The organism is Pseudomonas sp. SLFW, from assembly GCF_009905615.1.
Taxonomy (GTDB): Bacteria; Pseudomonadota; Gammaproteobacteria; order Pseudomonadales; family Pseudomonadaceae; genus Aquipseudomonas; species Aquipseudomonas bambusae.
Window position 1 is genome coordinate 185,605 of sequence record NZ_JAAAKW010000001.1, and the last position, 18,491, is coordinate 204,095.

Annotated in this window: 21 protein-coding genes; 12 read left to right on the forward strand and 9 right to left on the reverse strand. The window is 60.7% G+C overall.

Annotated elements, in window-relative coordinates:
• Positions 1-23: 23 nt before the first annotated feature.
• Positions 24-1,577 (reverse strand): sigma-54-dependent transcriptional regulator, encoded by a 1,554-nt coding sequence (locus GVN17_RS00715; protein ID WP_166593308.1) that lies wholly within the window; start codon positions 1,575-1,577, stop codon positions 24-26.
• A gap of 282 nt (positions 1,578-1,859) precedes the next feature.
• On the opposite strand from GVN17_RS00715, the gene phhA reads away from it, so the two are divergent.
• From phhA to GVN17_RS00745, 6 genes are all read left to right on the forward strand, one after another.
• Positions 1,860-2,678 (forward strand): phenylalanine 4-monooxygenase, encoded by an 819-nt coding sequence (gene phhA, locus GVN17_RS00720; protein ID WP_166593309.1) that lies wholly within the window; start codon positions 1,860-1,862, stop codon positions 2,676-2,678.
• Between the two features lie 15 nt (positions 2,679-2,693).
• The gene (locus tag GVN17_RS00725; RefSeq protein WP_166593310.1) at positions 2,694-3,050 is read left to right on the forward strand and encodes a 4a-hydroxytetrahydrobiopterin dehydratase; all 357 of its coding nucleotides are present in this window, start codon (positions 2,694-2,696) and stop codon (positions 3,048-3,050) included.
• A complete protein-coding gene (locus GVN17_RS00730; RefSeq protein WP_166593311.1) occupies positions 3,051-4,247 on the forward strand; it encodes an amino acid aminotransferase in 1,197 nt (398 codons plus the stop codon).
• Positions 4,248-4,561: 314 nt separating this feature from the next.
• Entirely contained in the window at positions 4,562-4,699 is a 138-nt protein-coding gene (locus tag GVN17_RS00735) for a hypothetical protein (protein ID WP_166593312.1), read from the forward strand.
• An 80-nt stretch (positions 4,700-4,779) separates the two neighbouring features.
• Positions 4,780-4,959: a hypothetical protein gene (locus tag GVN17_RS00740; protein WP_166593313.1), complete on the forward strand. Its 180-nt coding sequence runs from the start codon at positions 4,780-4,782 to the stop codon at positions 4,957-4,959.
• A gap of 176 nt (positions 4,960-5,135) precedes the next feature.
• On the forward strand, positions 5,136-6,350 hold the full coding sequence (locus GVN17_RS00745) for an MFS transporter (RefSeq protein ID WP_166593314.1): 1,215 nt from the start codon (positions 5,136-5,138) through the stop codon (positions 6,348-6,350).
• 174 nt (positions 6,351-6,524) lie between these two features.
• On the opposite strand, the gene arfB is transcribed toward GVN17_RS00745, so the two are convergent.
• The 8 genes from arfB to GVN17_RS00785 form a co-directional block, all read right to left on the reverse strand.
• A complete protein-coding gene (arfB, locus tag GVN17_RS00750) occupies positions 6,525-6,938 on the reverse strand; it encodes an alternative ribosome rescue aminoacyl-tRNA hydrolase ArfB (protein ID WP_166593315.1) in 414 nt (137 codons plus the stop codon).
• A 160-nt stretch (positions 6,939-7,098) separates the two neighbouring features.
• On the reverse strand, positions 7,099-8,523 hold the full coding sequence (locus GVN17_RS00755; protein ID WP_166593316.1) for an amino acid permease: 1,425 nt from the start codon (positions 8,521-8,523) through the stop codon (positions 7,099-7,101).
• 412 nt (positions 8,524-8,935) lie between these two features.
• Complete coding sequence (gene rluB, locus GVN17_RS00760) at positions 8,936-10,153, reverse strand: 23S rRNA pseudouridine(2605) synthase RluB (protein ID WP_166593317.1); 1,218 nt, start codon at positions 10,151-10,153, stop codon at positions 8,936-8,938.
• Positions 10,154-10,337: 184 nt separating this feature from the next.
• Entirely contained in the window at positions 10,338-10,526 is a 189-nt protein-coding gene (locus GVN17_RS00765) for a DUF1289 domain-containing protein (protein WP_166593318.1), read from the reverse strand.
• Positions 10,527-10,702: 176 nt separating this feature from the next.
• The gene (scpB, locus tag GVN17_RS00770) at positions 10,703-11,500 is read right to left on the reverse strand and encodes an SMC-Scp complex subunit ScpB (protein WP_166593319.1); all 798 of its coding nucleotides are present in this window, start codon (positions 11,498-11,500) and stop codon (positions 10,703-10,705) included.
• Positions 11,501-11,517: 17 nt separating this feature from the next.
• Complete coding sequence (locus GVN17_RS00775; RefSeq protein WP_178115694.1) at positions 11,518-12,216, reverse strand: ScpA family protein; 699 nt, start codon at positions 12,214-12,216, stop codon at positions 11,518-11,520.
• A gap of 116 nt (positions 12,217-12,332) precedes the next feature.
• Positions 12,333-12,965 carry an L-threonylcarbamoyladenylate synthase gene (locus GVN17_RS00780; protein ID WP_166593321.1) on the reverse strand — a complete coding sequence of 211 codons (633 nt, stop codon included), beginning with the start codon at positions 12,963-12,965 and terminating at the stop codon, positions 12,333-12,335.
• Between the two features lie 13 nt (positions 12,966-12,978).
• Positions 12,979-13,839, reverse strand: coding sequence for a PHP domain-containing protein (locus tag GVN17_RS00785; RefSeq protein WP_166593322.1), 861 nt, complete (start codon positions 13,837-13,839; stop codon positions 12,979-12,981).
• A gap of 65 nt (positions 13,840-13,904) precedes the next feature.
• Here GVN17_RS00785 and GVN17_RS00790 point away from each other — a divergent pair, with 65 nt between their 5' ends.
• From GVN17_RS00790 to GVN17_RS00815, 6 genes are all read left to right on the forward strand, one after another.
• The gene (locus GVN17_RS00790; protein WP_166593323.1) at positions 13,905-14,513 is read left to right on the forward strand and encodes a septation protein A; all 609 of its coding nucleotides are present in this window, start codon (positions 13,905-13,907) and stop codon (positions 14,511-14,513) included.
• Position 14,514: 1 nt separating this feature from the next.
• On the forward strand, positions 14,515-14,814 hold the full coding sequence (locus GVN17_RS00795; protein WP_166593324.1) for a YciI family protein: 300 nt from the start codon (positions 14,515-14,517) through the stop codon (positions 14,812-14,814).
• 230 nt (positions 14,815-15,044) lie between these two features.
• A complete protein-coding gene (locus GVN17_RS00800) occupies positions 15,045-15,464 on the forward strand; it encodes a translation initiation factor 2 (protein WP_166593325.1) in 420 nt (139 codons plus the stop codon).
• Between the two features lie 7 nt (positions 15,465-15,471).
• On the forward strand, positions 15,472-16,149 hold the full coding sequence (locus GVN17_RS00805) for a response regulator transcription factor (RefSeq protein ID WP_166593326.1): 678 nt from the start codon (positions 15,472-15,474) through the stop codon (positions 16,147-16,149).
• Between the two features lie 235 nt (positions 16,150-16,384).
• A complete protein-coding gene (locus tag GVN17_RS00810) occupies positions 16,385-16,831 on the forward strand; it encodes an LTXXQ domain protein (protein WP_166593327.1) in 447 nt (148 codons plus the stop codon).
• Positions 16,832-16,926: 95 nt separating this feature from the next.
• Positions 16,927-18,255 (forward strand): HAMP domain-containing sensor histidine kinase, encoded by a 1,329-nt coding sequence (locus GVN17_RS00815; protein ID WP_166593328.1) that lies wholly within the window; start codon positions 16,927-16,929, stop codon positions 18,253-18,255.
• Positions 18,256-18,491: the final 236 nt, after the last annotated feature.

An 18,491-nucleotide genomic window follows, 5' to 3' on the forward strand; every position in this document is an offset into this window, starting at 1 on the left:
AGCCGTGCTGCTACCGATCATCGTTACTTCTGCCCTACTTCATACTGTTTTAACTTATTGGCGATCGTCGTATGTGAAACACCCAATCGTTTCCCCAATAAACGGCTGCTCGGGTGTGCTGCATAAAGTTGCTCCAATACCGCCTTTTCAAAACGCCCGACAATCTCTTCCAACCCGCCCTCTAACGAAAAGTCTCCCAACGGTTGGCGTACGCCATAGTCCGGCAAACGAATATGTTCCGCCTTCACCACTCCGCCCTCGCACAGTGAAACCGCCTGAAACAATACGTTCTCCAATTGCCGTACATTGCCAGGCCAGTGGTAGTGATTCAGTCGCTCGATCGCGGCGGGTGCAATGCGCGGCAGCGGGCAGCCGATCTGCCGGCTGGCCTGATCGAGAAAATGCTGCACCAGCGGTTGCAGGCCGTCGAGGCATTCGCGCAGCGGCGGGATGTGCAGCGACAGCACGTTGAGCCGGTGGTAGAGATCCTGCCGAAACTCGCCGCGTGCGCACAGTTCGGACAGGTCCACCTGCGTCGCACAAATGACCCGCACGTCCAAAAATACTTCTTCGTCGCTTCCGACACGGCGAAAGCAGCCTTCTTGCAGGTAGCGCAACAGTTTCGCCTGCAACCGGGCACTCATTTCCGCCACGCCATCGAGAAATAACGTACCGCCTGCGGTCAGTTCGAGCAGCCCGAGCTTGCCCTCGGCCCGTGCGCCTTCAAACGCGCCCGGCCCGTATCCGAACAGCTCGGTCTCGGCCATGGACTCGGACAATCCCGCGCAGTTGAGCGCCATCATCGGCGACTGACCGCGAGGGCTCGCCAGATGACAGGCCCGCGCCAGCAGCTCCTTGCCGGTGCCGGTTTCACCTTCTATCAATAACGGGGCATCGAGGGGGGCCATCCGCCGGGCCTCTCGCACGACAGCGGCCATCACCTTCGAGCTTTGGAAGATGCTGTCGAAGCCCCGCAACTCCTGCTTGCGCACGTTATAGATGTGCTCGCCCACGCGATCCGCCCGGTGCAGCGTCAAGACCGCGCCCGCCATGGCTTCACTGTCTTCGTGCTCGGATTGCAGGGGCGCAATGTCGGCCAGAAAAATATCGCCCTTCACCTTGACCCTCAGGCCATTGATCCGTGACCGGTTGGCACGGACCAGTTGCGGCAGGTCGAAATCTTCGGCGTAACGGGACAGCGGAATGCCGGGGACTTCATCGACGCGCACCCCGAGCAACTGCGCCGCCGCCCGGTTGGCCGCAACGATGGAGCCGCCCATGTCGATTGATAGCACCGGAAATTCCAGCGCGCCCAGCAACGCATTCAACTCCATGTGCCGACGCTCGCTGGGCATCAATCCCACACGCTTGACGCCGAATACCCCCGGAATTGTTTCGAACTTGGGCACCAGCGCCTGGAATTGCAGGTTGATCAGGTTCGGGCAGCGCAGGTAGATCGCATCGCCGTGCTCGCCGCCCACTTCGCCGCCCGAGACGTTGACGCCGTAAGAGACCAGCAATTCGAGGATGTCGCGCAGGATTCCGACGCGGTTCTGGCAGTGCACTTTGATACGCATGGCAGGTCGACTCTTGTCATCAGGCTGACTTTTTTGTGATGCGCGAAGTTTACCGTCAAGAATACGTTACAGCGCAAGCGGCCAAGCGCCCTGGAAAGCGCAGATTTCGAGCTTTTCACACTCATCTGTCAGGTTTTCTTTACGACGCCGCGCGTCCACTGACCTCCACTTCCTGTGCAACGCTGCGGCACACGGCCTGAAACCGGGTATCTATAGCCTTACGCGGGCCATCGACCTGCAACCGAACGCTCCATATAAGAACAAGCCATTCAGGAGAGCAGCATGAGCACGCAGTACGTCGCCCGTGAACCGAACGCCAGCGGCTTCATCGAATATCCCGACGCTGAACATCGGGTGTGGAACACCTTGATCACTCGCCAATTGAAGGTGATCGAAGGCCGCGCCTGCCAGGAATACCTCGACGGTATCGAACAGCTCAACCTGCCCCATGATCGAATCCCGCAACTGGCCGAGATCAACACCGTGCTGGCCGCCACCACGGGCTGGCAAGTCGCGCGGGTTCCGGCGCTCATCCCCTTTCAGACCTTTTTCGAACTGCTGGCCAGCAAGCGATTTCCCGTGGCCACGTTCATTCGCACCGAAGAAGAACTGGATTACCTGCAAGAGCCTGACATCTTTCACGAAGTCTTCGGACACTGCCCGCTCCTGACCAACCCCTGGTTTGCAGAATTTACCCACACCTACGGCAAGCTCGGTCTGGCAGCCAGCAAGGAGCAACGCGTGTATCTTGCCCGCCTTTACTGGATGACCATCGAATTCGGGTTGGTAGAGACTGCACAGGGGCGCAAGATTTATGGGGGTGGCATTCTCTCGTCGCCCAAGGAAACGGTGTACAGCCTGTCCTCGACGCCGGAACATCAGGCCTTCGACCCGATAGAAGCCATGCGCACGCCGTACCGCATCGACATCCTGCAACCGCTGTATTTCGTGTTGCCGGACTTGAAGCGCCTGTTCGACCTGGCCCACGAAGACATCATGGGCATGGTCCAGACGGCGACTTCCATGGGCCTGCATGCGCCGCGCTTTACGCCCAAACCGCAGACGCCCAAAGCACAACCTTCGAAAACAACAGCCGCCTGAAAAAGGACCCTTAGTATGACTGCTCTTAGCCAAGCCCACTGTGAAGCCTGCCGCGCCGACGCCCCGCAGGTCAGTGAAGCCGAATTGCCAGAATTGCTGCGTCAGATTCCGGACTGGAACATCGAAGTCCGTGATGGCGTGATGCAATTGGAAAAGGTCTACCTCTTCAAGAATTTCAAATTTGCGCTGGCGTTTACCAACGCGGTCGGCGAAATTGCCGAGGCCGAAGGTCACCACCCCGGTCTGCTGACCGAATGGGGCAAAGTGACCGTGACCTGGTGGAGCCATTCCATCAAAGGGCTGCACCGCAACGACTTCATCATGGCCGCCCGCACCGACGAGGTGGCCACAGGCGCCGAGGGCCGTAAGTAAATGCATTTTTCACAGATTCAGCGCGTACCCGATGATCCGATCCTGGGCCTGATCCAGGCTTATGCCAAAGACCCGAACCCGAATAAGTTCGACCTGGGCGTGGGCGTGTACAAGGACGCGCAAGGCCTGACCACCATTCCCCGTGCGGTCAAATTGGCCGAGCAGCGTCTGGTGGACTCGCAGCCGACCAAGACGTACATCGGTGGTCACGGCGAGCCACGCTTCGGCACGCTGATCTGTGAACTGGTGATGGGGGCCGATTCGCTGCTGATTCAGCAAAAACGCGTCGGCGCGACCCAGACGCCGGGCGGAACAGGCGCACTGCGTCTGTCCGCTGACTTCATCGCCAATTGCCTGCCAGGCAAGGGCATCTGGCTCAGCGATCCGACCTGGCCGATTCACGAAACCATCTATGCCGCCGCGGGCTTGACGGTCAATCACTACCCGTACGTAGGCAGCGACAACCGCCTCAACGTGCCGGCCATGCTGGAAACCCTGAACACCGTGCCGGAAGGCGATGTCGTGCTGCTGCACGCATGCTGCCATAACCCGACCGGTTTCGACCTCAGCCGCGATGATTGGCATGAGGTGCTGAAAATCGTCAAACGCCGCAACCTGCTGCCGCTGATCGACTTCGCCTACCAGGGTTTCGGTGACGGCCTGGAAGAAGACGCCTGGGCGGTTCGTCTGTTCGCCGCTGAATTGCCCGAATTGCTGATCACCAGTTCCTGCTCGAAGAACTTCGGCCTGTACCGTGAGCGTACCGGCGCGCTGCTGGTGTGCGCGGACAACAGCGAAAAACTGGCCGACGTGCGCAGCCAACTCTCCGCGACCGCTCGCAACCTGTGGTCCAACCCGCCCGATCATGGCGCGGCGGTGGTGGCTGAAATCCTCGGCGACCCGGAACTCAAGGCACTTTGGGCCGATGAAGTCGAAGCCATGCGCAGCCGCATTGCGCAACTGCGTCAGGGGCTGGTTGAAGCGCTGACACCGCTGGGCCTCGGTGAACGCTTCGCCCACATCGGTGTGCAACGCGGCATGTTCTCCTACACCGGGATGAGCGACGATCAGGTCGCAAGGCTGCGCAAGGAGCACAGCGTGTACATGGTTGCGGCAGGCCGGGCCAACGTGGCGGGGATCGATGCCACACGGCTGGACGCGCTCGCTGCAGCGTTCGCTGCGGTGTGCAAAGACTGATCCTGCGCGACGCCGCTGCCTGGAGGGCGTGGGAGCTGGCTTGCCTGCGATCTACTGCGAAGCAGTAGTAAATTCTGTGCATGCGGTGTGTCTGACACTATCAAAGCGCCTAGGTTTGCTACCGCTACGGTCAGACGCGACCCCGGGCAGAAGCAGATTAGTCTACGGAATCCTGTAACGGGGGTAATACGCCACTACATGACCAACGGGCATCAATTAAAAGTCTGTTTGTCATTTGTTGTGGGGTATCCTCCGTTTGCGTTTTTTGGACGCGCTGTTCAAACCAGCCGCAACAAACTTGTGAGGAGCGATCTATGCACGAAATCCCAAACTTCCCCTTCCCAAGCCAAACCCAGCAAAGCGCAGCAGCCCGTCAAGAACTCGGTCAGCCGATCGAGATGAAAGCCGGTGCCAAAGAGAGTGATAGCAAGAAAGCCCAAGGCCAACGCTAAGGGTTGAATGTTCAGCCCCTATGCAAGAGCGTCTTCCAGGCGTACTTCCATAAGGGCTGAATGCTCCGAGACCAGAACCCATGACTGAATTCAAAGACCCCCAGGCTCAGGCCCTGATCGGCGCCGCCGAAAAGATGATCGAAATCTGGGCACGCCTCACCCCGGAAAAACAGCAAGCGTTGCTGGCGCGCTTCGGCACCCAGGAAAACGCCCTCGCTGCCTTGATCACGACTCAGCTTGTGACACCCGCCGACAAATAATCCCAAGCATCGGCACTGCAAAATTCGCGCTTGATTCAGCGCAGCGTCAACCTTCGACTGCCCTGAACGGGAAACCCTCGTTATCATGTGGCATCGCTTGGCTTTCAAGCGTCTACGCTTCATCCAGTTTCTGCCCCCGCTGCACTTCCCCCAGTCGTAACCGTGGATCTAGCCCCATGCCAGACGCTTCAAGCGCCGAAACACAACGTCCTATCAAAGTCACCTTGCAGGTCGTTTCCATCGTTTTGTTCACCTTTATCGGTTACCTGAACATCGGTATTCCGCTGGCCGTGCTGCCGGGCTACGTGCACACGGATTTGGGCTTTGGCGCGGTGACGGCCGGTCTGGTGATCAGTGTCCAGTACCTCGCGACCTTGCTCAGCCGTCCCTACGCCGGGCGCATCATTGATAACAAAGGCCCCAAGAAAGCCGTGATCATCGGCCTGTTCGGCTGCGGCCTGAGCGGCGTGTTCATGTTGCTGGCGGGTTGGCTCGATGCGTGGCCAATGGTGAGCTTGATCAGCCTGTTCGTGGGCCGACTGGTGCTGGGCAGCGCCGAGAGCCTGGTGGGTTCGGGCTCCATCGGCTGGGGCATCGGCCGTGTGGGCGCGGCGAACACTGCCAAGGTGATCTCCTGGAACGGCATTGCCAGCTACGGCGCGCTGGCCATCGGCGCGCCGCTGGGCGTGTTAATGGTCAGCGCATTGGGGCTGTGGAGCATGGGCGTCAGCATCATATTGCTGGCCGCGCTGGGCATTGCGCTGGCCTGGAAGAAGACACCGGCGCCCATCGTGCACGGCGAGCGGATGCCATTCCTGCACGTGCTGGGTCGGGTGTTGCCCCACGGCACCGGCCTGGCGCTGGGCTCGATCGGCTTCGGCACCATCGCGACCTTCATTACCCTGTATTACGCCAGCCACACCTGGCCGAACGCGGTGTTGTGCCTGAGCCTGTTCGGCGCCTGTTTTATCGGAGCGCGGCTGCTGTTTGGCAACATGATCAACCGCATCGGCGGGTTTCGCGTGGCGATTGCCTGCCTGTCGGTTGAGGCGCTGGGCTTGTTGCTGCTGTGGCTGGCACCTAACCCGAACCTGGCGTTGGCCGGTGCCGCGCTGACGGGGTTTGGTTTCTCGCTGGTGTTCCCGGCTCTAGGGGTTGAGGCCGTGAACCTGGTGCCCGCTTCCAGCCGAGGCGCGGCAGTGGGGGCTTATTCGCTGTTCATCGACCTGTCGCTGGGCATCACCGGGCCGGTCGCCGGTGCCGTAGCCTCGGGCTTTGGCTTCGCGTCGATCTTTCTGTTCGCGGCGCTGGCGTCGCTGGGCGGATTGGGGTTGAGCGTGTACCTGTACAAGCAGGCGAAGGTGATGCGGAACAAGGCCACCGACCTGTAGCCGGCTTGCTGGCGAAGGCGTAGGAACAGCCCTGAAACCCTCTCGCGTATGAGTGTCAGGAATCCCCGAGATCACCCAATCTGCTGGCGCTTCGCACCAGATCGCGAGCAAGCTTGCTCCTACGGCCTTCGGCCAGAATCAACAGCAGACCGCGTTCAGATCACGAGCAAACGGCTAAAAATCCACCTTCCCTCGCCCCGCCTTGATCGACCCGCGTTTGGATTTGGATTCCAGGCGACGGGTCTTCGACCCCAGCGTGGGTTTGGTCGGGCGCCGCTTCTTCTCGACCTTTCCTGCGCTGACGATCAGCTCGCTCAACCGTTCCAGGGCGTCGGCACGGTTCTGTTCCTGCGTCCGGTATTGCTGGGCCTTGATGATGACGACGCCGTCGCCCGTGATTCGGCTGTCACGCAGGGCCAGCAGCCGCTCTTTGTAGAACGGCGGCAATGACGATGCGTTGATGTCGAACCGCAGGTGCACCGCGCTGGACACCTTGTTGACGTTCTGCCCGCCCGCGCCCTGTGCGCGAATGGCCGTCAATTCGACCTCGCTGTCGGGCAGGTGAACGTTGTTCGAGATGATCAGCATGGGATGCCTGGCTAGAGATTCATGTTGCGACTGTAGGAGCGAATTCATCCGCGAAAGGATCGTACAGCCGATGCATCTATCTCGTCTGTGCCTAAGTCTCGCGAATGAATTCGCTTCCACAGGGTTCAGCGGCGTACTGAAATCAGTGCACCGCCGTCAGCTACTTAATGATCGACGTCCTTTGAGCCATCGATTCGGCTTCTGCGTGGCGTTTGTTCTTGATGAGGTAGAACACCCACATCGCCACCAGCCACACCGGAATCGCATACACCGAGACCTGAATCCCCGGAATCATCAGCATGATCCCCAGAATCAGCACCACGAACGCCAGACACACATAGTTACCGTACGGGTACCACAGCGCCTTGAACAGCGGTTGCAGACCCTTGCGCGCCATGTGCTGACGGAACTTGAGGTGCGAGTAACTGATCATCGCCCAGTTGATCACCAGCGTCGCGACCACCAGCGACATCAGCAACTCCAGCGCATTCTGCGGGATCAGGTAGTTGAGCAGCACGGCAATCACCGTCACCGCCGCCGACACCAGAATCGCCCGCACTGGTACGCCCCGGCCGTCGACCTTGGCCAGCGAACGCGGCGCATCGCCCTGCTCGGCCATGCCGAACAGCATCCGTGCGTTGCAGTAGGTGCCGCTGTTGTACACCGACAGTGCGGCGGTCAGCACCACGAAGTTAAGAATGTGCGCTGCCGTGTTGCTGCCCAGCATCGAGAACACGTGTACGAACGGGCTGCCGCTGTAGGCATCGCCAGACGCGTTCAGGTCCACGAGCAACGCATCCCACGGGGTCAGCGACAACAGCACGATCAGCGAGCCGATGTAGAAAATCAGGATGCGGTAGATCACCTGATTGATCGCTTTCGGAATGATGACCTTCGGCTGATCGGCCTCAGCGGCGGTGAAGCCAAGCATTTCCAAGCCGCCGAACGAGAACATGATGAACGCCAGCGCCATCACCAGACCGCTGACACCGTTGGGGAAAAAGCCGCCGTGTTCCCAGAGGTTGCTCACCGATGCATGGGGGCCGCTGCTGCCGCTCACCAGCATGTAGCTGCCCAGGGCGATCATGCCCAGAATGGCCACGACTTTGATGATCGCGAACCAGAATTCGGCCTCGCCGAACACTTTGACGTTGGCCAGGTTGATGACGTTGATCATCACGAAGAACACGGCCGCCGAGGCCCAGGATGGGATCTCCGGCCACCAGTACTGCACGTATTTACCGACGGCGGTCAGCTCGGACATGCCCACCAGAATGTACAGCACCCAGCAGTTCCAGCCGGACAGAAAGCCCGCGAAACCGCCCCAGTAGGTGTGTGCGAAATGGCTGAAGGACCCGGCGACCGGCTCTTCGACGATCATTTCGCCCAGTTGGCGCATGATCATGAAGGCGATGAAGCCGCACAGGGCATAGCCCAGAATCATCGACGGACCCGCCGACTTGAGCACCCCGGCCGATCCCAGGAACAGGCCTGTGCCGATGGCACCGCCCAAGGCAATCAGCTGGATATGGCGGTTTTTGAGACCACGCTTCAAATCTCCCGAATGGGACATGTTTTCACTCATTGAATTGTCACCTTGTTGTTCTTGTCTGTGACGGAATCGAACCCGACGCGCTCATGACGCGGCGGAATGAAACGGAGTGGGTAAACCCCGAGTTGGGTGGCGTCCATACGCCGATGAATCACAGAAAAAACGCGCGACATTGTACACCCTCAACCGCGCAGGTGGCCGTCAAAAAGCTGTGCGTCCGATCAGGTATGGGGTTGAAATGCCTGGCCCCTGTGGGAGCGAATTCATTCGCGAAACGGCAGTACAGCCGATGCATGTCTATTGACCGAACGATCTTTCGCGAATGAATTCGCTCCCACAGGTAAACCGCGCGCGCCGGGAGAACTCGGTTGAGCAGGGAACGACAAACGGGCCGCAAAAAAAAACGCCAGTCACAGGGACTGGCGTTTTTTACTTCAAGCCACGATCACTCAGGCTTGCGGCGACCGAAGCCTGGACGCTGACCCGCACCGGCCGGGGCGCCGCGACGCTTGCCCGATGGGGTCTTGTCGTCGTCGACCAGCTTGATGCCGGGACGCGAGGTCTTCGGTTTGGCCGGGCGCTTGTTCATCTCGCTCGGACGTTCCGCGACTGGTGTGCCACGGCTGCTGTCGCCACGGCTGTCACCACGACCGCCTGCGGCCGGACGCGGCGTGCGGGCCGGACGACCGCTTTCGGCAGGCTTGCGCGCTGGACGCTCGCCGTCCGCCATACGTGGCTCGCGAGGTGCACGCTCAACCGGTGCAGCATCTTTGGCCGGACGCAACTGACGCACGCGCTCGCCTTTGCCCAATGGACGCGAAGACTGGCGCTGCAAACGCTCCAGCTTGTCCTTGGTCTTCGCGGTCATTTGCGGCATGGCGACAGGAGTCAGGCCGACTTCGGCGCTGAGAATGTCGACTTCCTGCTGACTCATTTCGCGCCAGCGGCCCATCGGCAAGTCGGAGTTCAGGAACACCGGACCAAAACGCACGCGCTTCAGGCGGCTGACCACCAGGCCCTGGGATTCCCACAGGCGACGCACCTCACGGTTACGGCCTTCCATCACCACGCAGTGATACCAGTGGTTGAAGCCTTCACCGCCCGGCGCTTGCTGGATGTCGGTGAAACGGGCCGGGCCGTCTTCGAGGATCACGCCGTTCTTCAGACGCAGCAGCATGTCGTCGTCGACTTCGCCACGGACGCGCACGGCGTACTCGCGGTCCATTTCAAAGGACGGGTGCATCAGGCGGTTGGCGAGCTCACCGTCGGTGGTGAACATCAGCAGACCGGTGGTGTTGATGTCGAGACGACCGATGTTGATCCAGCGGCCTTCTTTCGGGCGCGGCAGGCGGTCGAACACGGTCGGACGGCCTTCCGGGTCGTCACGGGTGCAGATTTCGCCGTCGGGCTTGTTGTACATGATGACGCGGCGGACCGTTTCGGCAGCTTCTTCGCGTTTGATCACGCGGCCGTCGACGGTAATGGCGTCGTGCAGATCGACGCGCTGACCGAGGCTGGCCTGTACGCCGTTGACCTTGATGCGGCCTTCGCCGATCCAGGCTTCGACGTCACGGCGCGAGCCCACGCCAATGCGCGCCAGCACCTTTTGCAGCTTTTCGCCTGCTGGGCCGATCTCTTTGTCCTGCTTGTCTTGTTCACTCATCTGGGCACCTCCCGGTGTGTCGAATCAGAGCGTGCGCGAGTGGGCACGGCCTGTTGCCCTGCTCCTGAACAGAAGCGCGGGGCGGAAACTGGAAACGCTTTGGCGAGTAGGGATCGCCAAAAGGTCGCGAATCATACGCTCATGGCGCGCGTTGCGCATCAGAGAGTAGATGAAATCCGTCGGCTCATTTCTTTTTCCGCCGACCGGAGGATTTGAGCGTTTTCAGGCGCGAGGCCGATTCGGCAAGGACCGAGCGTTTCTCGTCCTTGTCCATCTTCTTCCACGACTTGATCTCACGCTTGCTGCGCCCGCAGCCGATGCAGATGTCGTCGTCGAATTTGCAAATGCTGACGCAGGGGTCTTTGGTGCTCATGGCGTAGTCGGAATCTCTGATAGGCGCCGCGGGAAGAACCTGTGGGAGCGAATTCATTCGCGAATGGGCAGTACAGCCGACATCTATCCATCGACCGAACGATCTTCGCGAATGAATTCGCTCCCACAGGATCGCGTTTCAAAGACGACATCGCAGGGGTATCGATCTCAAGCGCTTCAGCGAGGATCTTCATCATCCCGATCCTGCGGCTCGTCTTCCCATTCAGACCCTTTATCCGGCTCATCGACCCATAAATCGTCGAAGTCGATTTTCAGGCCGGTTTCCATGGTGTCCAGTTCGGCCAGCAGGCTGCGGAAACTGGTTTCGTCTCTCGGTGCTTCCGGTTCCGCGTCAGGGTCCGGTTCCAGGCTGGCGTCGGCCAACGCCTGTAAGTGCGCCGGGACCGGGGCGTCGTCGAAGTCGAGGATCGGCTCGGCTTCCATTTCCCGCAGGTCGGCCAGCGGTGGCAGTTCGTCAAGGTTCTTCAAGTTGAAGTGATCCAGAAACGCCTTGGTCGTGGCGAACATCGCCGGTTTACCCGGCACGTCGCGATACCCGACGATCCTAATCCACTCGCGTTCCAGCAGAGTTTTGACAATGTTGCTGTTGACCGCCACGCCCCGCACGTCTTCGATTTCGCCCCGGGTGATCGGCTGGCGGTAGGCAATCAGCGCGAGGGTTTCGAGCAAGGCGCGGGAATAACGCTGCGGGCGCTCTTCCCACAAACGGCCCACCCACGGCGCGAACTTTTCGCGAATCTGCAGGCGATAGCCCGAGGCGACTTCCTTCAGTTCGAAGGCCCGGTTGTCGCAGGATTTGTTCAACAGCGTCAGCGCCTTCTTGAACACCGCAGGCTCCGGACGCTCGCTCTCTTCGAACAGCTCGTACAGCCGCTCCAGGGATTGCGGCTTACCGGAGGCCAGCAGAAACGCCTCAAGCAATGGCGCAAGGTCGCGGGGTTCGTTCAGGTTCATCGATCAGCTCTTGCTCTTTATTCGGCTCGCGCCCGCACATGAATGACAGCGAACGGTTCGTTCTGCACCAGCTCGACCAGTTGCTCCTTGACCAGCTCCAGCACCGCCATAAACGTCACGACCACGCCGAGACGCCCCTCCTCCGCCGTGAACAGTTCGGCAAACGGCACGAATCCGGCGCCTTTCAGACGTTCCAGTACATCGCTCATGCGCTCTCGGGTGGACAGGGCTTCGCGGCTGACCTGGTGGCTTTCGAACATGTCGCCCCGCCGCAGCACGTCGGCCATGGACACCAGCAATTCTTCCAGCGCCACGTCCGGCAACAGTTTGCGGGCGCGGGCTTCAGGGGCGTCGAGCTTGGGCACCACCACATCGCGACCGACCCGGCTCAGCGTGTCGATGCCTTCGGCGGCAGCCTTGAAGCGTTCGTATTCCTGCAAGCGACGGATCAGTTCGGCGCGAGGGTCGTCTTCTTCCTCTTCGGCGGTCTCCGAGCGCGGCAGGAGCATGCGCGATTTGATTTCGGCCAGCATCGCCGCCATCACCAAATATTCGGCGGCCAATTCGAGGCGCACGGTTTTCATCAGCTCGACGTAACCCATGTACTGCCGAGTGATTTCGGCCACGGGAATGTCGAGGATGTTGATGTTCTGTTTACGGATCAGGTAGAGCAGCAGGTCCAGCGGGCCTTCGAAGGCTTCGAGAAAGACTTCCAGCGCATCAGGGGGAATGTAGAGGTCGAGCGGCATCTGCGTGACCGCTTGCCCATAGACCATCGCAAACGGCAGCTCCTGCTGGGCGTCGGCCTGCGGGTCCAACGTCTGGGCGTCGGTCACTCGACTTCGACCTCGAACGGCGTCGGATCGCCACAGCCCACGCGCACGACCTGCGGCTCGTCCTCGGACAGGTTGATGACCGTGGACGCCGAAATGCCGCCCTCGCCGCCGTCGATAATCAGATCGACGTGGTGTTCGAGGACCTGGCGCATCTCGTAGGGATCGCTCATTGGCAGGTCTTCACCCGGCATGATCAGGCTGACGCTCATCAACGGCTCGTTGAGCTCCTGCAACAGCGCCTGCGCAATGGGGTGCTGCGGCACGCGCAGGCCGATGGTGCGGCGCTTGGGGTGCAGCAACAGGCGCGGCACTTCGCGGGTCGCGCCGAGGATGAACGTGTACGGGCCGGGGGTGTGGGCTTTCAACAGCCGGAACGCAGCGGTGTCCACCTTGGCGAACAGCCCCAGTTGCGACAGGTCGCAGCACATCAGGGTGAAGTTGTGCTTGTCGTCCAGATTACGCAGACGTCGAATGCGGTCCAGCGCGCCTTTGTCGCCCATCTGGCAACCCAGCGCGTAGGACGAATCGGTCGGATACACCACCAGCCCGCCGGCCCGAATGATTTCCACGGCCTGTTTGATCAGGCGCGGTTGCGGGTTTTCCGGGTGGACCTGGAAAAATTGACTCACGGTATCTTCCTGTTCAGACGGCAGTAGGCTGGTCATATTTGAATCGTCCCCATAGTGGCGGCAGATCCTCCGGCAACGGGCGGTAGACGCCTATCTCGGACCAGGCGCCAGGCGCATGAAAATCACTGCCGGCGCTGACCAGCAGACCGAATTCACGGGCCAGAATGGCCAGGCTGCCCACATGTTCGGCGGGTTGCAGGCCGTTGACCACTTCTATCGCATGACCGCCCGCCTGGATGAAATCGGCGACCAGTTTGCGACGCTTGCTGCGGGTAAAGTCGTAATGCCACGGGTGCGCCAGACTGACCCACGCGCCCGCTGCGCGCAACGTCGCGACGGTGTCTTCGAGGGTGGGCCAGTGCTGTTTGACGTCGCCCAGCTTGCCAGCGCCCAGCCATTTGCGGAACGCTTCGGCGCGATCCTTCACGAAACCTTCATTGACCAGAAAGTCGGCAAAATGCGGACGGGCCGGTGCATTGCCGCTGTCACCCAGTGCTTGCTGCACCGCACGGGCGCCTTCCAGCGCGCCGGGCATACCTTTCATCGCCAATTTGCGACTGATTTCTTCAGCGCGCAACCAGCGGCCAGTGTGCAATTGCTCAATAGCGTCGAGCAAAGGCCGGGCATCGACATTAAAGCCGTACCCGAGAATATGGATGGTGGCACCGCCCCAGGTGCAGGACAGCTCGATGCCGTTGATCAACTGCATATCGAGTGCACGCGCCGCCGTGCGGGCTTCTTCGAGGCCTTCGATGGTGTCGTGATCGGTCAGCGCGAGCACCCGGACGCCGTTCTCATGGGCACGGGCGACGAGTGCCGCAGGCGCTAGGGCGCCGTCGGAAGCGGTACTGTGGCAGTGCAGGTCGACATTCATAGGGGCGCTTTCGCAGTCATTGATGTTTGTTATTATGCCGCCACATCCAGCTTCTGGCTCTTACTGTGAAACAATTCATCGATTTCATCCCGCTTATCCTGTTTTTCATCGTCTACAAAATCAGTCCCCAAGCCGTCGACATCCTGGGCCACAGCATCATGGTCGGCGGGATTTTCAGCGCCACCGCCGTGCTGATCGCCAGCTCCATCGTCGTCTACGGCATCCTCTACATCCAGCAAGGCAAGCTTGAGAAGAGCCAATGGTTGACCCTCGCCGGGTGCCTGGTGTTCGGCAGCCTGACCCTCGCCTTCCACAGCGAAACCTTCCTTAAATGGAAGGCCCCGGTGGTCAACTGGATCTTTGCGCTGGTCTTCGCGGGCAGCCACTTCATCGGTGACCGTTTGCTGATCCAGCGGATCATGGGCCACGCGCTGACCTTGCCTCAGTCAGTCTGGACCAAACTGAATATCGCGTGGATCGTGTTCTTTCTGTTCTGCGGCGCAGCGAATTTGTACGTCGCGTTTACGTATCAGGATTTCTGGGTCGATTTCAAAGTCTTCGGCAGCCTGGGCATGACCCTGCTGTTCCTGATCGGCCAGGGCATCTACCTGGCCCGTCATCTTCACGATGCAGACCCATCGACCCAACCCTCCACAAAAAAGACAGAGGACTGACATGCTCTACGCCATCGTCGCAACGGACGTCGCCAACTCGCTGGAAAAACGCCTCGAAGCGCGCCCTGCGCATCTGGAGCGCCTGACCGCGCTGAAAAACGAAGGCCGCATCGTGCTGGCAGGGCCGCTGCCTGCGGTCGACAGCAACGATCCCGGCGCTGCGGGTTTCACCGGTAGCCTGATCGTCGCCGAATTCGCCTCCCTCAGTGCCGCCCAAGCCTGGGCCGATGCCGATCCGTACATTAAGGCGGGTGTTTACGACCACGTCGTGGTCAAGCCGTTCAAGCAAGTCCTGCCTTAACCTCGCTTTACGACCGGGCCGCTCTCGGATGCCCGGTCGCGTTCATACACCCTTCGGCCAGAATCAAATGCCCGAGCCAGCCGACCATTCGGCAGATGCACATACCTCGCCACCCGCCTCCCACCTTCACTCCTATTGCTCATTATTCGCATCCCGATGCCGATAGCCTGCCAAACGCCCAATAAAACCGGCGCAGTCATCAGGTGCCGCCCGAACAATCAGGAGTTCAGATGCGTCCACGTCAATGGTGTGTACTGGCGGTCGCGCTGACCGTTTCAGCGATCAGCGTCGAAATTCGCGCCGACGATACGAACGATGCCGTCAGCCAGACGCTGCCCTTGCCCAGCACAGCAAGTCAGCTGACCGACCTGCGTCAGCGTCTGGCCGACAGCGAAAAACAACGGGAAGCGTTGACCCGCCAATTGCAGAATGCCGACACTGAACGTGAAAGTATTCTGGTCGGACGTCTGCGTCAGGAGAACCAAAGGCTTAAACTGCAGCTCAAAGAAGCGCAGTCGGTCATGCCTGCGCGCGTACTGACCGAGCAACAACAATGGTTCGTCACAGGGGGCGGCGTTGCAATGATCGCCCTGCTGTGCGGTATCTTTGCCAGCGGCTGGCGTAGACAGCGTCGGCAATGGCTAAATTGAGTGAGTCATGAGCGAGCTGTTACTTATTGATGATGACCAGGAGCTGTGTGAGCTCCTGAGCAGTTGGTTGAGCCAGGAAGGCTTCGTGGTGCACGCGTGCCACGATGGCCAGAGCGCCCGCAAGGCGCTCGCCGAATCTTCCCCTGCCGCCGTGGTGCTGGACGTGATGCTGCCCGATGGCAGCGGTCTGGAGTTGCTCAAGCAATTGCGCACCGATCACCCCGACCTTCCTGTGCTGATGCTCTCGGCCCGCGGCGAGCCGCTGGACCGCATCCTCGGTCTGGAACTCGGTGCCGACGATTACCTGGCCAAGCCCTGCGATCCCCGTGAGCTCACCGCCCGCCTGCGCGCCGTGTTGCGCCGCAGTCACCCGACGGCGGTGTCTAGCCAGATCGAGCTGGGCGACCTGTGCTTCAGCCCGGCCCGGGGCGTGGTCACCATCGACGACCAGGAATTCACCCTGACCGTGTCCGAAGCGCGCCTGCTCGAAGCGCTGCTCGGCCAACCGGGCGAGCCGCTGGAGAAACAGGAACTCGCGCAACTGGCCCTGGGCCGCAAGTTGACCCTCTACGACCGCAGCCTGGACATGCACGTCAGCAACCTGCGCAAAAAGATCGGGCCCCATGCCGACGGCAGACCGCGAATCGTGGCGTTGCGCAGCCGCGGTTATTACTACGCTCCCTGACGGGAGAGCTGCGAGTTTTAGGCTGCAAGCTGCAAGCAAGAGCCGTGCGCGGACAGCTTGAGGCTTGCAGCTCGCAACTTGAAGCTGGCGGCGCCCACCCAATCATGACTTTACGTCAACAGCTCGGCGCGCCGCCTTTACCGAAGCTTTACGCACGCCTGACCTCGCTTGACCTTGATCTCCCTAAACTGGCCACAACCGGCACAGAGCCGGATTCGAGACAAGGAGATACACCATGCGTAAGACTCTGATGGCTTTGATGTTCGCCGCTGCCCTGCCTGCCGTTGCGATGGCTGCTGCGCCTACCGACGGCGGTCACATGGGTGGCCCTGGCGGTCCAGGCTTTGACGGTCCTGGCATGCACCACCACAAAGGCCCGTTCGATAAACTGAACCTGACCCCGGAACAGCGTCAGCAAGTCGGCAAACTGATGGGCGATCAATGGCACAGCCGTTCCGACATCACCCACAAGTACCTGGCCAAGCTGTCGCCCGCCGACCAGAAAGCGATGAAGGATGAGATCGCGGCCAAACAGGCAAAAACCCAGGCCGACGTTCGCGCCCTGCTGACCCCGGACCAGCAAAAGACGTTTGACCAAATGCAGAAAGATCGCGAACAACGTCGCGCTGATCGCGCCGAGTTCGAAGCCTGGAAAGCGCAAAAGGCGCAGAAGACGCAGTAACCCGCACCGCGGCGCTGCTTTACACTCCCCAACCCGACACGCTCTCCCCGGCGTGTCGGGCTGTTTTCATTGCGGGATCGGACCGAGGGCTACACGTGCGTTCATTATTCTGGCGAATCCTGGCGAGCTTCTGGCTCGCGATCGCGTTGGTGGCGGGTCTGTCGATCCTGCTGGGGCACATGCTCAATCAGGACGCCTGGATTCTCAGCCGCCACCCCGGCCTGCACAACCTGCCGGAGAAATGGACGACACTGTACGAAGACCAGGGCGAAGGCCCGGCGCAGGACTTTCTGCAAAACCTCAAGCGCAAGTACCACATCGACGTTCAGGTGCTGAACGACAGTGGCGAAGCGGTGATCCCCGGCACCTTCCCTCCCCGTGCAGCGGCCTTCGAAGCCCGTCAGAAGGACGATCCACGGCAATTGCCATGGCGCCGCCTGACCGCTGAATACACCAGCCCGAAAACCAGCGAAACCTACCTGCTGATCTACCGTATCCCGCATCCCGAATTGGACGCGTGGCATCGAGGCAGCCTGATCTGGCCGCTCAGTGCGCTGGGTATCGCGTTGGTGGTGCTGACCCTGTTCAGCCTGTTCGTCACGCTGTCGATCACCCGCCCCTTGAGCCGTTTGCGCGGTGCCGTGCATGACTTGGGACAGACGACGTACCAACAGAACAGCCTCGCGCAACTGGCCAACCGTCGCGATGAATTCGGCGTGCTTGCCCACGATTTCAACCGCATGGGCGCACGCCTGCAAAGCCTGATCAGCAGCCAGCGTCAGTTGTTGCGCGACGTTTCCCACGAACTGCGCTCCCCGCTCGCACGCCTTCGCATCGCCCTGGCCCTCGCCGAGCGCGCCGGACCGGATGAACGGGAAAAGCTGTGGCCACGATTGACCCGCGAATGCGATCGGCTGGAAGAATTGATCAGCGAGATTCTGGCGCTGGCACGACTGGACGCTGACATGGGTAACGCTGCGCCAATCGATCTGCCGGGGCTGTTGCATCACCTGAAAGCCGAAACCGAGCTAAGCGGCACCGAGCAAGTGGTGACGGTGGAATCGCAACCGGGGGCGCAGTTGCAAGGCTGGCCCAACGTGCTGGAACGGGCGCTGGATAACCTTTTGCGCAACGCCCTGCGCTTCAACCCGGCGGGACAGCCCATCGAGCTGAGCGCACGGACCTCCGAAGAAGGATTGCGTATCAGCGTGCGCGACCACGGGCCAGGGGTGAGCGCCGAGCACCTGTCGCAGTTGGGCGAGCCGTTCTACCGGGCGCCGAACCAGACTGCGCCGGGCTATGGCCTGGGCCTGGCCATCGCCAAACGCGCTGCGGAAAAGCATGGCGGGGTTCTGGTGTTCGAGAATCACCCGCAGGGCGGATTTGTGGCGAGCATTGTGGTGCCAAAAGAGCTGGCAGTCTGACCTCGGTCTCTGTAGCACGGCTTGCCGGCTGTCGCGATTTCAAGAACTGCCCTTCCCCCCTGAACTGCCCCCCCCAAGGGTTGGATTGGTCTCCAACTTTTTTGGGGGGCAGTTCACCCTGTGGGAGCGAATTCATTCGCGATGCGGTGGTACAGCCGACGAAGATGTATCGGATGCCCAGACCTCTCGCGAATGAATTCGCTCCCACAGAAACGCATCCCGTCTGCTACGACCTC